Raw genomic sequence first — 14203 nt, 5'->3', positions numbered from 1 at the left:
TTTTAAGCACATTACGTTGAATAACAGAAAACCATTTACTAAACAGGAGAAAAATGAAAATGAAAAATGCGAAATTTCTATTTAAAAGGTTAACGCTGATTGCCTTACCTTTGATAGCGGTATGTTTGCTAACACTTGCAGGCACAGTCAATGCAGTACAAGCAGGCTATACACATACTTGTTATTCACAAACAAACGCCGTCACTGTAGATGGAGCATGGACTAGCCCGACTGAATGGGTTGATGCTCAATCAACTAGTTTTGGGACAAACGCTGCCTTCAGAACAAAATATGAATTTCAAATGGAGGGTTCAAGCTTCCTTATTTATCTAGCAATTTTAGTTGAAAGCACAGATGCCACAAATGATGCAGGCGATTATTTGCAAATATGCTTTGACGGAAGCACAGAAATGATATACGATGGAGGAACAGCACCACAAACAAACGATTGGAAACTAGAAATAATGGGACACGGCACTCCAACATGGTATAAAGGAACAGGAACCGGCTGGGTAGCCGCCACTGCGCCATCCACTGTCCAAATAAACAGCACTTTGGCTTCCTCGCCCACAATAGCCACGAACCACTACATTTATGAAATCCGATTCGAAAAACAGGCGGTAGGAGTCCCCGCTCAATTTGCAATGAGAGTAGCAGTTAACGATGCACGCGCTGGTGGCTCTGGATTACAAGCTTGGCCTCCAACTTCCCCAGATGTTCCCAATCAATGGGGCGACGTTCCATATTCTACTGATCCGATTCCTGAAAGTTTAAACATGGCTGTTTTAATAGCGGTGTCGTCTGTCGCTGTCATTGCTGGTTCAGTGCTTTTACGAAAACGTTCAGTGGCAAATCTTGCAAGTAAACGTACCATAGGACTTTAGAAAAGGAATCTGATTCCTTTTTCTTTTTTTATTCAAACTAATGAATCTTTACCAACCCAGTGATTATTGCAAACTTTTGCCTTTTTTTACATTTATATTATTGAGAAATTGGGTTTGGCTGGGAAACTTTTTCTGCATCTGGGTTAAGTCCAACTTTGATTAGCGGCGTTAACCCGATGATGTCTGTTCCCGTAAACAAGATTCTAGTAATGAACGCGAAAGCCAGCAATCTTGGGTCAACGCTCGTTAAACCCAATCCCAGTAACAGTTGCAACAGAAGCACGTACCCTGCTTCTTGAACTCCCAAACCAGCAATTGTAATTGGAATGTAAGTTAGTGCTGAAGCAAAAGACGCCATCAAAAAGAAATCCAGAATGCTAAGCGAACTACTGCCCCAAAGCCCGGTGAAAATAAGATACAAAGCACCCGCATTCGCTATCAGGGACAACAAAATCAAAAGCGCAACAACAATCAAAGCCCCTCTCACTCTTCGACCTTCCCGCTGAACATTCGTAAACATCTCAGTAAACTTGTGCAATTTCTTCCCAATCAAAGGCAAACTTTCAAGCTTAACAACAAGCTTTGACATCCGTTTTTCCCACATAAGCAAAAGTAAAAAGACTCCTGCAACCAGCAAAATCACAACTCCAACGATCAACGAGTTGACAACCGTGGCTGGCAGAGGCAGAAAACTAATAAAGTATCCCAAACCAAGCAAGCACACTACAGCCTTAACAAGCGCATTGATGCTTCCAGTTGCAAGAACCCCCGTCATGCCTTGCTCAACTGGAACACCGGCTAAACGATTGATAAAAATCGGCGTCAAAAAATAGCCTGAACGCGCCGGAGTAACATCACTCAGCAATTGACCTCCAAAACTAGCCAATATTACATTTCGAATAGAGACGTTCGGATTAGAGTTTCGCAAGGGCACATATAACGCAAATCCAACCACTGTGGAAGAAACCACAAAAAGAAATGCCGCACCCACCAGATTGAGGGCGTTAACTTGCAAGATTGCGTTAAACGTATCACCGATATTTGCGACTTGAAGCAACCAAAGCAGTATGGCGATACCTACGATGAGTTGAATTATGGTTCTCTTCCGAACATGCATAACGATCAGCTATTCCTCCATTGCAATTATGCGAGGCCTCGCCAACGCTTGAATTGTATGAGTTGCGGTCTTCCTCCTTAATAAGATAGCGTTAAACCACCTCCTATTAGTACCCATAAATATGTACGTGCTGACTACCCACTAAAGCAAATGATACTGTTGAAATTAACTATATAGAACATTTTCCAACTATGGTGAAAAATGTATTTTATGTTCCTATCTTGAAGGTTTTTTCCGTAGGTTATGAAAAAACATAAAAAGAGCAGATAGAACATGAGTCTATCCAATTGTGGTGTATGTTGAGTATGAAAGGAAAAATGGTCCTTGTAACAGGCGGTGCGTCTTTCATTGGAAGCCATTTGGTTGATACCCTCCTAAACCAAGGCGCTGATGTTTTGGTAGCTGACGATTTTTCCAGCGGGAAACTGGAAAACTTGAATTATCCATTTACTCAAAAAAGCCCAGATAAATGGGAATCCAAAAATTTGACCGTTTACAAAGGCGACCTCAAAGACAGAAGTTTTACAAGGCGTATGGTAAACGGAGTGGATGTTGTTTTTCATCTTGCAGCCCTTCACGGCGGAAGAGGTTACATAGACACGCACCCAGCTGAATGTTGCTCAAACATGATTTTGGATCAGCTGGTTTTTGAGGAATCATGCAAGGCAGGCGTAGATAGATTGTGCTTTGCCAGTTCCGCGTGTGTGTATCCTTCTTATCTTCAAGAACAGGCAGGCTCTGATTATTTGCTTAAGGAGGATGATGCTGACCCGTTTGTTAGGGACAAGGCATTCGCTGACTTAGAATACGGTTGGGCGAAGCTTATGGGTGAAATGGCTCTAAAAGCATACCACAAAGAATATGGCATGAAGACTGCGGCTGTTCGCATTTTCACTGCTTACGGACCACGAGAGAATGAGACCCATGCTATTGTAGCTCTAATTGCTAAAGCCTTCATCAAAATGGACCCATACGTGATTTGGGGGAATGGTGAACAGGACCGAAACTTCACTTACGTCCAAGATATTGTGGATGCTTTAGTGGCGGCCTCGGAAAAAATTGAGGATGGTTCGCCAGTTAATGCTGGGCGTAGCGACCGCCTAACTATTAATCAGGCTATCGAAGTAGTGTTTAATCTGGTTGGGTGGAAACCGAAAAAGATTAAGCGTGATTTAAGTAAGCCTCAAGGGGTTGCGTCAAGAGCTGCAGATTTAACTAGGGCGCGTAAAGTTCTGAATTGGTCTCCTAAGGTTTCTTACGAGGAAGGTTTCAAGAAAACTATAGATTGGTACTACGCTCACCGTAATGTAGAAGAAGTCAAAGCTAATCTAGAGAAATTATTGTTAGAGCGGTGAACAAAAGTAAACGCAGAGTGCGAAACAAAGTGCGTATTGACCTCAAAAATCACGAGAAGTACACCAAAAACGAAATTGATCGTAAAATAGCTCTGATAATGCCCGTTTATAACGAGGCAGACACTATCGAGCATACGGTTAGAGAGCTCTACCAAAAAGTCGTCAACAAGATGGGTAATGTTGACGTATGGGTTTTTGAGGACGGCAGTACAGACGGAACGAAAGAGGTTCTTGAGAAATTAAAAGATGAATTTTCTGGTTTACATACACAAATGAGTAGACAAAAGAAAGGGTATCCGCGAGCGATGAGGGAAGCGTTTCTAAATATCAGTCCTAAAGAGTATGATTATGTTGTGGCTGTAGATTCTGATGGGCAGTATGAACCAGATGATTTCTTTAAACTGTGGAGTATAATGCAGCGTGATTCACCAGACATCGTTATGGGTAGACGGATGGCTCGGCGGGAACCAGCTTACCGCAGGATGCTTTCACGAGGGCTGCAAATATTGGAGCGGATAATGTTCCCTGTAAAGTGCAAGGACGTTACCAGCGTAATGCGGCTTATGAAAGTTGACCTTGCACATGAAATAGCGAGAGATGTAAAGTATTCTCCGTATAATTTCTGGCTTGAGTTTACTGCCAGAATGTCCCTTAATGGCTACAAAATTAAAGAAATTCCAATCTCTTATCGTGAGCGTTTGGGCGGCAGTCGGGTTTATAGTGTAAAAAAGATGCCTGCTGTTATTTTTTCAGAGTTCCAGGCACTTAGGGCTGTAAGACAAGAGCAGTCAAAAGCTAAGTGACCTGTGAGTAGTCAGTTTCAGTCTTCAGGTTTGTCTTTTTAAGTTTGGAAACAAGTTTATTTTTTGTGTTTTCAAGGTACGAGTTTATTTTATTTATGCCTGTTTTTGTTTTTTCAACCAATGTGAATCTTTCTATGCAGACAATTATCATAATGAATGTGAATATCCATGTGAAGCCGTATAGTTCTCCGTAGCTGTCGTGGAAGACCATTGCTGCTTCTCTGCCTTCGTTTAGATAAACCAGAACTATGGAGAAGATTCTTAGGACTGAGGAGAAGAATGTGCCGATTAGTCCGATGAAGAAGTAGAGTACTTTTCTGAAGCTTGAGATGTTTGTTTTTCTAAAGAAAACCAGTATTATCAGCACGTAAAGCAGTAAACTGTAGACTCCTGCGCAGGCCCATGCAACTGAGACGCTTGCAGTGTTTCCTCCGCTACTTACTATCAAACCTGGGAGGGCTTCTCCCCCGCTTGCGGCTGGGTAGATTAGTCTTACGTTGTAGCCTAATATGTCAAAGAGTGCGGCTGTGGTGGCTGTTATTGGGAGGGCGATTTCTTGGAGTGGGCGGAGAACGCCGAATGGAAAGATAGTGTCTAGCATGTAGGCGATGCCTATTCCGCCTAAGAGGGCTAAGGATATTGAGAATGTTTTTAGCGCTTTTGGTTTGTAAGCCACCATAATTGCAAGTGCGAAGAAAACGAAAAACACGAGGTATTCGACTGATAGTGGCCAAAACAGGTGTAGGAAGTCTGAGGGGTTGTTGCTGGTGTTTATGAATGGAATGTTTAGTGATTGTCCGTATTGTAGTACTGCCAAATCTAAGCCGAGAAAGTTTGTTGCTAAGGCGTAGATTGTTGGTATTAGTGCGAATATTAGGGCGGCGATGGTTTGGTAGCGGTTTTTTGGTTTTTTTTCGGTTATTTCGTTCCAGTCGAATGCTGTTTCTATTATTAGGAACCATGCGAAGAATAGGTAGAACATTCTGCCTTTCCATGTTACGTCGAAGGTGAAGTTTTCGTTGAAATATGTGTTGTCCCATTTTTGGAAGGTGTTGGTTGCTTCGTCGTAGCGAAGGTTGTAGCCTTCGAGGTTGTAGTAGTCGAAGATGCATAGTAGTGCAATGGGTAGGATGATGATTGTTATTAGTGCTATGTGGAACCAGTATTTTTTCATTAGATTCAACCTGTTTTATAGTGCATTGGTACTCTACTGCATTTAGGTTTTTTGCCAAAAACGCCGAATTGCCGTTTGCAGGGATTCATAGGTAACTTGTAGTTTGGTTGTTTTGTTTTTTCTAGTAGTAGAAGAAGAAAGTGGTTCCCTTACTCATCATCTTCCAGCGGGGTTATCTACGCATTGTTTTTTTGTGTCTGCGTCTGGTTTCGGTTGCTTATTGGTTGTGGACGTTGTACAAGCAGGTTGCGGTTGGCAACGGCAGAATTGCGCCTTTAAACGCGGCAGAGCACCTGCAATCAAGACATTGGCAACTTGAATGTTGAGTTTGTCTGATTGTTCAACAAGACAGTTGGGGCTATCGGGTTTTGCAAAATTTTATATGGAATTTAAGAAAACCGTGCTTCATATCACACATCTTTTAATGGTGAAGGGTGATTGCGTCAAAATTTGATACTGGTTTCATATTAAAATCAACATGCAGAGTTAGGATACTGCAAAAACTGTCCACGCTAAACGAAGTGAACATCATGCTCCTTGTCAGGCTGCTCAATAGCACATACAATGAAGTGAATCGTAACTTGGCTATCTTGGAAAAAGAAGGCTTAGTTACTCAAAGATACAGAGGCAAACAATGCCTTATACGCTTGAATTTAGAAAATGAAAAAACAAAGTTATTGCTTCAGATTATTGGGCTACTCAAAATCAATCATAAAGAATACGTGCAGAAAGACGCTTTTCCGTGACTCTATCTTCCCCTATACTATCTTTAATAAAAGAAGGATATAATCAGGGGCATCAGAAGATAGAATCACCTGTTTTATAGAAAACAATGATAATCTTCTTTCCATCGGCTATTTTAACGTGTTATGGGGGTAAATTGGTGCTGACTTTCCTATTTCCGAAACTTTTCGTCTCCCTTTTATATTATAACCGAGAAAACCATAACGCGAAGTGCTTTTTCCAACCTTTAAGGAAATTGTGCTTCAAAAGAAAGCTGACTGCTTTCGAGGCGTGTCACCGCCAGTCCCTAAGCGAAGGGCTAAAAGAGAACAAATCAAGAAAAAACCAAAATAGAAACAGGAGACAAAAAAATGATTAAAAAAGCAATTACTTGTCTTCTAATTGCTATATTGGCGATGACGATACTTGCAGTACAATTAGCAAGCGGAGAGCATCATCATAAATCCGGAGCAAACTATTCTTGGAATAAGTATCAGTCTAATCCAGCATTATATTTTCCCCGTTATTCAGAATGTATCCACACTACTCAACCAGGAGCTTCAGATAACACTGAAGTAGGGCTTGGCGTAAGAGCATACTATGCCAATCAATATTGGTTTGACTATGCATGGTGGGATTTTAATGCTCAATACGGAGCATCCGATCTTGCCATACTAGGCGGTCTTATAATCGACCCCTGCGTTAACGGCGATGACCACCACTATTACCAATATCAGGGTACACCTCAATGGGCAAGTCCACCTGCGCCACCTGGATGGCAGGGGAATCCGTATTATTGCTATTATCTGCATTACGCAATAGATCCACCTAGCTACGGGTGGCCCGATGGGACCCCAGTAAACATAGGCTATAAAGCTTCAGTTGAGGGCTCTACCACAGCATACTTCTATCATCCAAGCAATCCACCATGGCCTCCGACTTTTGGACCCATGTGGAGCCTAGATGCATATACGCAGAATCCCTACAATCCAAGTGACCCCAATGGATGGAGCTACCTGCATACTTGGTACCAATAAGATTCAGGAGATGCTAAAATGATAAAAAATATTACGCTAAGAAAGAAAACCTTGATATTTGCCTTTGTTGTGGCTTTCATGATTCTTTCTCTGCTTGCAACAATATACGCTTCTACACATTTAACACCACTCGGCGGCAAAGCAGTTAACAGGGTTATACCCTCCATAGAACCAGCTGGTCCTGAAACCAATTTTCAGGTAAAAATAGCGTATGCGTATGTCGGTCCTCTGCCGCCAGATAAAGTTTCCTATGTTGACCCAAAAACTAATGAGACCATGGTTCACAGCAGTGAGTATCCATCTTCAGTTTTCTTGGACTTTACACCCGTTTCGTCTATGACTAGTTCTGTTGATGCAGTTATTGAGTTATATGGAGTAAAGATAATTGCAGATACAGGCATAACTGAATATTATGGATGGACTGTCGGAACGGCGAATTATAGTGCATTCACCCAAGATGACTTTGCTACAATTAACAGTTACAGAGGTGACTTAATACATCAGAGCATCTATCGAACCAAAGGGGGTACGTGGTGCTACAACTGGGCATCTGATCGATATATCTTAAGCAAAACCATAGGCTCTGTCGGCATTTATACAACGAACAGCACGTTCACCCAACCGAGCAGTTCTGACTTATCCAGTGCAGGAACACCAAACGCAATCTCGGTAGAAGTATACAGGATTGGATATATTACGATGACTAACGGCTCAGTCACTATACACGAGGAACCCGAAATAGACAACAAACCAATAGCTCAGGTCCAACTCAGCAAGTATGAAGACGGCTTTATCTACAATAACCTGGTGCCAACCGAACAGCTACAGGGAATTGACTTATTCCACCCTCAGCGCTAACTGTGTGTAAAGATCCCCCTTCTTATTCCCAATTTTTTCTTTTCCGTCTCATCTATTCAAGTACGCACTAAAACGATGCTAATGCCGTTTGATTAATGACCAAAAAGCATGATCTAAAAAATACCTTTCTTTAGGGCGATGGGTTGATATAAAAATGCGAGGGGTAAGAAGAATTGCTAAACGCGTATTTCCTTCTATTTGTAGGTTTTTCGGTTAGAGATCATAGCAGAGCGTATTTTTTCTTCAGGGATAGTTTCTTTCTCCAAGGAGGGTTGTTTGTGCTGTTGGTCGGCGGCGTTTGTAGGCAAATTTCATTAGTACAACTGCAACTGCTAATGCCATTATAGTTAGAAATATTATGGCTAATTCTGCTGGAAACTTTAGCGAGCGTGTTGAAGACTCTGGAACTGTTGGTGTTGGGGCTGGTTTAGTGGTATCGATGGTAAAGTTGGCTGTTTGTTTAGAGAAAAATCCAGTATCTGAGTTTGTTGCTTTAACCGTGATTGTATGTTTGCCTTCAGAGAGTTCTGACAAAGTTGTATTGCCATACAAGGGTTTTGGGGTATCCATCATGGGGACAGTTGTGGGGTCTAAGCGGTAAGTGACTGCGCATTTTGGGTCATCAATAATGTAAGTTAATGGTATTTCCTTGGTGTTGTAAGTAGTATTGGTTGGACAGAAAAGAAGCTTTGGGAATATTATGGTAGTGTTTACTAGAAATGTTACTGAATCCGAGATGGTTTTTCCTTGAGTATCAGTGGAATACGCTGTCACCGTATGGAAACCGTCTGTCAAGTTCTCTAAAGTTCCTACCCCAAATTTGTCTGTACTGGTTCCAAACGTAGTGATACTTAGTTCTGTTTTAGGACCACCATCTAATCTGTAGTATATGTCCACAGACCTTGTTTTCTCGAAAGGAGAGAACTCGCGCCAAACTTGTATGAGAATGCTTGTTTCCTGATAGATTTCTATTGGATAGGGAGATGGAGACTGTATGAATATTGTAGGGTATTCTGGTCCAGGATTTGCTTCCACAGCACCCTTTTGAGCTAAAGGTTCCATTAAAAAAAATATCGCCAGAATAGCAGTTGCTAAAACCGCCCATCTCATAGTAACCAATAATGAATTTAGTAGGGGTTTGTTATAAAACTTCCTAACGTCTGTTTTACTGGGGTTTTTGTTGTACACTTGGTTTGTTTCTTTTTTGTGTGTTATCCAAACAGTTAATTAAACCCCCGATCTCATAAAGCAAGGCAGGAGAAATCACTTTTTGCATCAAGACAAGAAGCCCAACAGGCTAATTAACGAGAAAAGCCCCTATCTTCTCGCCCACGGCTACAATCCTGTGGACTGGTTTGCGTGGAGCCAACAAGCCCTCGACAAAGCAAAAGCCGAAGACAAACCCATCTTCTTAAGCATTGGCTACTCTAGTTGTCATTGGTGCCATGTCATGGAGGAAGAGTGCTTCCGCGACCAGCAAGTCGCCGACCTGCTAAACCAAGCGTTCGTGTGCATTAAGGTTGACCGTGAAGAAAGACCCGACCTAGACGCTCAGTACATGGCTGTGTGTCAAACGATGGGTAGAAACTGCGGCTGGCCCCTAAACGTGATTTTGACGCCTCAGCTTAACCCGTTTTACGCCGCCAGCTACATCCCCAAATACAGCAGGGGCGGTATGATTGGCATGTTAGACCTTGTTCCACAAGTCATGCAACTGTGGCAGGGGCAACGAGCGCAACTGGAACTGGTGGGTGCTGACATTAAAGACCGCATAGTAGCCATGGAAAAAAGAACACCTCAAAAAGAACCAGACCGCGCAGTTCTACAGGACACTTATGACCGTTTGATGCTGGATTTTGACGAGGAAAACGGCGGGTTCGGCTCAGCACCCAAATTTCCCACACCCCACAAACTGCTCTATTTGCTTCGCCACTACAAGCGGACAGACGAAAAGAACGCGCTTGCCATGGTGGAAAAAACCCTAAACGAAATGCGGCAAGGCGGAATACATGACCAGTTGGGTTTTGGTTTTCACCGATACAGCACAGATGAGAGCTGGCTGGTTCCGCATTTTGAAAAGATGCTTTACGACCAAGCCTTGCTGGCGATGGCTTACATTGAAGCCTATCAAGCAACTGGTGCAAACCGCTATGCTCTCGTAGCCAAAGAAATCTTAGACTACGCAATGCGTGACTTGGCGTCTCCGCAAGGAGGTTTCTACTCGGCGCAGGACGCTGACACAGAGGGCGAAGAAGGCAAATTCTACCTCTGGACAACAGACCAAGTGTTCGACACGCTGGCTCCTGCAGACGCGGAATTGGCAGTTCACATTTACGGTTTGAGACCTGAGGGCAATTTCGTTGAAGCGGGAAGGCAAAGCGGAAAGAATGTGCTGCACATAGCTGAACCGCTTGAGGAACTAGCGCCGTACGAGGGTTTGACGCTGCAAGAACTCATCGACCGCCTCCACAGCATAAGAGACAAATTGTTTGAGGCAAGAAAAAAACGAGTCGCGCCAGCAATAGATGATAAGGTTCTCGCGGACTGGAACGGCTTAATGATTGCGGCACTTGCCAAAGCAGGTAACGTTCTTCAAGAATCAAAATACAGCGAAGCCGCAACCAAAGCTGCAGACTTCATCCTAACACAAATGTTTAGGGATGACGTGCTCTACCACCGCTACGCAAAAGGTGAAACCGCCATCGAAGGCTTCTTAGATGACTACGCCTTTCTGGTGTACGGGTTAATCGAGCTTTATGAGGCAACTTTTGAGGAGAAATATTTGCAGTCCGCCGCCGATTTAGCTGAGGTTATGGTAGCAAAGTTTTGGGACAACGAGAACGGCGGATTCTACCAAACCAGCGAGCAGACCGCCATGCCTAAAATGAAGCCGCTCTATGACGGCGCAACTCCCTCAGGCAATTCAGTAGCGCTACATGACTTGCTGTGGCTGAGCCGCTTAACCAACCAACCCAAATACGACAAACTGGCAACCCAGATGTCTCAGACTTTTGCGCGAGAAATCGAAGGGATGCCTGAAGCGTTCACTTTCTTTGTGTCAGCGCTCGACTTCCAATTGGGCACATCCTACAGCGTAGTGATTGTCGGTGAACCAAAAGAGCAAAGCACACAAGAAATGCTAAACCAACTACGAAAGCACTACCTGCCAACCACCACAATTGCCCTCAAGCACCCAAGCAAAGCAGGCGCAGGCTACATGCAGTTAGAGGGCAAAGCAACGGCGTATGTGTGCCAAAACCAAACCTGCCTACCGCCTACTAACAGCACCATGCAAATGCTCAAACAACTTGGAATAGAGCCATGATTAAGTGCTGTGACACACAAAACCTTCGCTGTTAAGCAAAAGCTAGGCTGTTTATATACCAATTAAACGTATAGTATTTTGTGAATTATAATGGCTTCTAAAAGTCTTTTAGAATTTTTAAACAAAGCTATAGCCCGCGAACTCCAAGTCAGTATCCAATACATGTGGCAGCACGTTCAAGTCACAGGAACAGAAGGCGCCATAGTAGAAAAAATTTTCAGGGAAACCGCCATAGCCGAAATGAAACACGCCGAACGCCTAGCAGAGCGCTTAGACTACCTAAACGGCGTACCTACAACTAAACCAGACCCGATTTTTGTAGGCGGAAGCCTAATTGAAATGCTAAAACAGGACGAGCAGGACGAGGAGCAGGCTATTGTCCTCTACAAGCAGGCAATCCAAGTTGCAGCGCATGAGGGCGATTTTACAACCAGAAGACTGCTGGAAGAGATTCTTGCCGAAGAAGAAACCCACATCGACACGTTTGGCAAATTGCTTGTCGGCATGACGGAACCGTTCACTCAGCCTGGGACATCAAAAATCGAGTAAATCGCGTTTAACTGGAGTAACCGTTGAAGGGCATATACGTTCTCATCATAAAACTAAGCAAAAACACAAACGTAAAAGTCGGTGCTTTAGGCAAGCTTGTCTTTGACGGCGGCTTGTATGTTTACGTTGGCTCAGCACAGAACAATTTGGAGCTTCGGGTAGCGAGGCATAAGCGTAAAAACAAGCGGCTGTTTTGGCACATCGACTACCTGCTAAACGATGAAGCAGCAACCGTAACAGACGTTCTCTACGCACAAGACGACAAAACCAAGGAATGCCAAATCGCAGCCAAGCTTGCAGAGGAAAGCGTGCCAATCAAGGGCTTTGGATGCTCTGACTGCCACTGCATAAGCCACCTCTTCCGCGCTGAAAGCTTCCAGTTCCTCAAAGAAAACATGCAACCGTTAGAGAGCTGAAAGTTTTTTTCTCTTGTGACTGCTTCTATACAAGCACATACGTTTTATACGCAGTGCTTGGTAGCAATAAAATTGAGGTTTCTAAATTGTCTGAAACACGACCAGTTTATCTTCCAACTGCATGTTTTTGCCACGACGAAAAAGAATACCTGATTAATTTTGAGTTGCCAGGAGTTGACAAAGACCACATTGAAGTACACGTCAGCGAACAGAGTTTATGCGTGACAGGCTCTAGGGATGATGCCGAGTTAGCGGGATGCTATACGCTGGCTCATGAAGTTGATGCCGATAAGGCAGAGGCAAAATACGAAAATGGGCTGTTGAGGCTCAGGCTTCCACTCAAAGAACCTGCGGAAGGTAAGAAGATAGAAATTCAATAGGCGCTTCATTAATATCTTTATGAGTAATTCGTTTCCCTAAATCTGATTGGGCTGTTCATTTAATAGACAGTTTGTTCCAAAAAATAGTGATATATTAACCAAAAGCGAATTCTCTAAGAAACGAGCGTTCAAAAAATGAAAAAGATACTCTATGCAGTTGTAGCAGTCGTTGCAGTTGTTGCCGTATTAACCAGTCTCATTCTTTTTCCGCCAAAACAGCAACCGCCGCCACAAACCTTTTCGTTCGGTTTTGAAAATGGCTTAGAAGACTGGATGCCAGACGCCGACGTGCCTCAAGACCCTAACAGGCCTGGAGAGTCTGTTGCTTGGAGCATTGAAGTTGCAGGCAACGTTTCTTTTACTGGCAACAAGTCCGCTTTGCTCTACATTGACGGGTTACAGGACGATGGCACGATTTGGCTTGAGAGAAAAATCTCAATTGAACCAAACGCGGTCAAAAATGTCAGCGTGTCTTTCCAGTTCTGGAGCGAGACAGAGAGCTTCAATGAAATCGCAGCAGTAGTAGGCTATGTCGGTATTGAGAATCCTGAAGTAGAAGAGGATTTTGAGATTTTAGGTGGCGCTAACCAAGCGGAAGGCTGGAAGGCTTACAGCTTTTCCTCACAGGTGCAGGCAGATAGTTCAGGTGACGTTTACGTTGCGTTGGGCATCTCTGTCAGATGGGAAACACATATGACGTACTTCATTGACGACATCGCCATAAACGTAGAATAAGCTACAATACCCTCCATTTTTTCTAAGCGATTGGCGAGTTATGGAAAGCTAATTATGAACGTTTCTTGCATTGGTAGTTTATGCGACTAAAAATACTCATAGGCGAGTTAATTCTTGTCTTCGCGTCAGTGCTTATCTTCAGAAGCCTTTGGACTCTAATGGACCAATATTTAGGCTACACAAACCTGTGGGTCTTTTTAGTTGTCGGCGTACTCTTAACAGTCGTAGGCTTATACATAATAAATTACGAAGTAGAGAGCAAACTCGAGAAAAAACAGCAGTAAGAACCAAGCAGTTTATTGTTTGTTGGAACGCTTGAAAATTAATATAACTACTAAACCATTAACCACCAAAACCACGCCTAAGATTAACGCGAAGTAAGTCAGCATCCCCGGAAACGCTGGATACATTATCGAATAATCTATAGTCAGTTCATCTGTGGGGCTGATGTTTACAAAATTGATTCTGTGCGCACCATTACTTTGCGCGTTCAAATTGAAAGCAAGATTCGCGTAAACTGTTCCGCCATTATAAACGGTCTCTGATAGAGGGTCCTCCACGGTTACTCTTACGCCTTCGCCGTCAATCACGGTTAAGGCAACTTTGAGTTGGTCGCCTTGTTTTAGTTCTAGTTGTTCAAAAATTCCAGCTGAGGGCGCTATTGTTGACGTTTTAGTTTGTGGTGTTGGATAGGCATAGGTGTAGGCTCCTATTGCTAAGGTTACAATTCCGATTATGACAAGAACTAAGCCGAGTGTTGACAGCCGCATGCCTATTGGTTTTAGCTTTTTGTTTTAAAAAAGTATCGCATTATGCAGAATATTATCCGCAATCAAACTTGCTCTTG

16 protein-coding genes are annotated in these 14203 nt (G+C 43.3%); 12 read left to right on the top strand and 4 right to left on the bottom strand.

Features of this window, described 5'->3' with window-relative positions:
• The first annotated feature begins 59 nt into the window (after nucleotides 1–59).
• Entirely contained in the window at nucleotides 60–884 is an 825-nt protein-coding gene (locus NWE95_02855; GenBank protein MCW4002835.1) for a hypothetical protein, read from the top strand.
• A 97-nt stretch (nucleotides 885–981) separates the two neighbouring features.
• Here the strand turns inward: NWE95_02855 and NWE95_02850 are convergent, their stop codons facing one another.
• Nucleotides 982–2001 (bottom strand): flippase-like domain-containing protein, encoded by a 1020-nt coding sequence (locus tag NWE95_02850; GenBank protein MCW4002834.1) that lies wholly within the window; start codon nucleotides 1999–2001, stop codon nucleotides 982–984.
• Between the two features lie 305 nt (nucleotides 2002–2306).
• Between NWE95_02850 and NWE95_02845 the strand changes: the two genes are divergently transcribed.
• Entirely contained in the window at nucleotides 2307–3356 is a 1050-nt protein-coding gene (locus NWE95_02845) for an NAD-dependent epimerase/dehydratase family protein (GenBank protein ID MCW4002833.1), read from the top strand.
• A gap of 17 nt (nucleotides 3357–3373) precedes the next feature.
• Nucleotides 3374–4159 carry a glycosyltransferase family 2 protein gene (locus NWE95_02840; protein ID MCW4002832.1) on the top strand — a complete coding sequence of 262 codons (786 nt, stop codon included), beginning with the start codon at nucleotides 3374–3376 and terminating at the stop codon, nucleotides 4157–4159.
• On the opposite strand, the gene NWE95_02835 is transcribed toward NWE95_02840, so the two are convergent.
• Complete coding sequence (locus tag NWE95_02835) at nucleotides 4152–5333, bottom strand: archaeosortase/exosortase family protein (GenBank protein ID MCW4002831.1); 1182 nt, start codon at nucleotides 5331–5333, stop codon at nucleotides 4152–4154. The genes NWE95_02840 and NWE95_02835 overlap by 8 nt on opposite strands.
• 434 nt (nucleotides 5334–5767) lie before the next feature.
• On the opposite strand from NWE95_02835, the gene NWE95_02830 reads away from it, so the two are divergent.
• The 3 genes from NWE95_02830 (at nucleotide 5768) to NWE95_02820 (ending at nucleotide 7951) form a co-directional block, all read left to right on the top strand.
• Entirely contained in the window at nucleotides 5768–6079 is a 312-nt protein-coding gene (locus NWE95_02830; protein ID MCW4002830.1) for an ArsR family transcriptional regulator, read from the top strand.
• Between the two features lie 348 nt (nucleotides 6080–6427).
• The gene (locus NWE95_02825) at nucleotides 6428–7093 is read left to right on the top strand and encodes a hypothetical protein (protein ID MCW4002829.1); all 666 of its coding nucleotides are present in this window, start codon (nucleotides 6428–6430) and stop codon (nucleotides 7091–7093) included.
• Nucleotides 7094–7111: 18 nt separating this feature from the next.
• Nucleotides 7112–7951 carry a hypothetical protein gene (locus NWE95_02820; protein MCW4002828.1) on the top strand — a complete coding sequence of 280 codons (840 nt, stop codon included), beginning with the start codon at nucleotides 7112–7114 and terminating at the stop codon, nucleotides 7949–7951.
• Between the two features lie 243 nt (nucleotides 7952–8194).
• On the opposite strand, the gene NWE95_02815 is transcribed toward NWE95_02820, so the two are convergent.
• The gene (locus tag NWE95_02815) at nucleotides 8195–9013 is read right to left on the bottom strand and encodes a hypothetical protein (GenBank protein ID MCW4002827.1); all 819 of its coding nucleotides are present in this window, start codon (nucleotides 9011–9013) and stop codon (nucleotides 8195–8197) included.
• A 208-nt stretch (nucleotides 9014–9221) separates the two neighbouring features.
• On the opposite strand from NWE95_02815, the gene NWE95_02810 reads away from it, so the two are divergent.
• The 6 genes from NWE95_02810 (at nucleotide 9222) to NWE95_02785 (ending at nucleotide 13640) form a co-directional block, all read left to right on the top strand.
• On the top strand, nucleotides 9222–11276 hold the full coding sequence (locus tag NWE95_02810) for a thioredoxin domain-containing protein (GenBank protein ID MCW4002826.1): 2055 nt from the start codon (nucleotides 9222–9224) through the stop codon (nucleotides 11274–11276).
• Between the two features lie 90 nt (nucleotides 11277–11366).
• Nucleotides 11367–11825, top strand: a complete 459-nt coding sequence (locus NWE95_02805) for a ferritin-like domain-containing protein (GenBank protein MCW4002825.1) — start codon at nucleotides 11367–11369, stop codon at nucleotides 11823–11825.
• A gap of 23 nt (nucleotides 11826–11848) precedes the next feature.
• A complete protein-coding gene (locus NWE95_02800) occupies nucleotides 11849–12241 on the top strand; it encodes a GIY-YIG nuclease family protein (protein MCW4002824.1) in 393 nt (130 codons plus the stop codon).
• Nucleotides 12242–12327: 86 nt separating this feature from the next.
• Complete coding sequence (locus NWE95_02795) at nucleotides 12328–12621, top strand: Hsp20/alpha crystallin family protein (GenBank protein ID MCW4002823.1); 294 nt, start codon at nucleotides 12328–12330, stop codon at nucleotides 12619–12621.
• 135 nt (nucleotides 12622–12756) lie between these two features.
• Nucleotides 12757–13356 (top strand): hypothetical protein, encoded by a 600-nt coding sequence (locus NWE95_02790; GenBank protein ID MCW4002822.1) that lies wholly within the window; start codon nucleotides 12757–12759, stop codon nucleotides 13354–13356.
• Between the two features lie 80 nt (nucleotides 13357–13436).
• Nucleotides 13437–13640 (top strand): hypothetical protein, encoded by a 204-nt coding sequence (locus NWE95_02785; protein MCW4002821.1) that lies wholly within the window; start codon nucleotides 13437–13439, stop codon nucleotides 13638–13640.
• 12 nt (nucleotides 13641–13652) lie between these two features.
• Here NWE95_02785 and NWE95_02780 read toward each other — a convergent pair whose 3' ends face one another.
• Nucleotides 13653–14126 carry a hypothetical protein gene (locus NWE95_02780; protein MCW4002820.1) on the bottom strand — a complete coding sequence of 158 codons (474 nt, stop codon included), beginning with the start codon at nucleotides 14124–14126 and terminating at the stop codon, nucleotides 13653–13655.
• Nucleotides 14127–14203: the final 77 nt, after the last annotated feature.

The organism is Candidatus Bathyarchaeota archaeon, from assembly GCA_026014725.1.
In the GTDB taxonomy this organism is placed as follows: domain Archaea; phylum Thermoproteota; class Bathyarchaeia; order Bathyarchaeales; family Bathycorpusculaceae; genus Bathycorpusculum.
Note: the sequence above shows the minus strand (reverse complement) of the source record. Positions and strands in the feature narration are given on the sequence as shown.